The sequence below is a fragment of the Tsukamurella sputi genome (genome assembly GCF_007858445.1).
GTDB classification, from domain to species: Bacteria; Actinomycetota; Actinomycetes; order Mycobacteriales; family Mycobacteriaceae; genus Tsukamurella; species Tsukamurella sputi.
In genome coordinates this window covers 1-625 of the sequence record NZ_VIGV01000090.1, presented here as the reverse complement: position 1 = coordinate 625, position 625 = coordinate 1, and the positions used below count along the sequence as shown (strand labels likewise).

At 64.3% G+C, this 625-nt stretch carries 1 protein-coding gene; it reads left to right on the top strand.

Annotated features, from left to right (window positions below; translation table 11 throughout):
* Positions 1 to 140: 140 nt before the first annotated feature.
* A complete protein-coding gene (locus FK268_RS23285) occupies positions 141 to 476 on the top strand; it encodes a hypothetical protein (RefSeq protein ID WP_114514617.1) in 336 nt (111 codons plus the stop codon).
* Positions 477 to 625 lie beyond the last annotated feature (149 nt).

The following is a 625-nucleotide window of genomic DNA, read 5'->3' as shown; positions in this document are numbered from 1 at the left end:
GGAAATCATCGAACGCCCGTGCTATGGTAGCCGTAGATCTGGCGGGGACGTAGGGAAGACGAACCCGCCAGCCCAAACCTGTATCAGCCGGTCATGCGCACTGTTGACGGCACCTTCGCTTCCCGCGTTACCATGAATGCATGTTCGATCCAAGGGTGTGGCAAGAGCGGAATCCGCCCCGCCCCGTGCGCGTCGACATCAGCAAGGCGTTCCCGAACCTCTCCCTCGCCGCGACCCGCGCGGACCGGCTACCGCTATGGATCCGCAGCGCCGGCGTCCGGCTCGAACTCACCATGGATGGAGAAGTCCTCGGCGTCTGCCGCCTCACCGACGGGCAATGGCTCATCAACGTCCGCATCCGACCTCGCATCGGTAACGCCGGAACCGCCTCCATGGAACTCTGGGTCACCCAGGAGGCTGTCTCCGCCTGGCCGGACGGCAACCTCAACACTCCCCCGATCCGGCACGCGCGCTGAGGCTTCTACCTGCGGCAACGCCCTCCTGCGGAGGCTCTTTACCGCGGTAAAGGCGGTGCTGGAACCGTTCGACACAACATCACTACGCGGAAAGTTCGGCGAGTCGCTTCCCAAACGCTCGCACGCGCTGTATCGTGGAACCCGCGAAC

Excerpts from the sequence above, each read along its gene's own strand:
- FK268_RS23285 (WP_114514617.1), top strand. The coding sequence starts at position 141 with ATGTTCGATCCAAGGGTGTGGCAAGAGCGGAATCCGCCCCGCCCCGTG.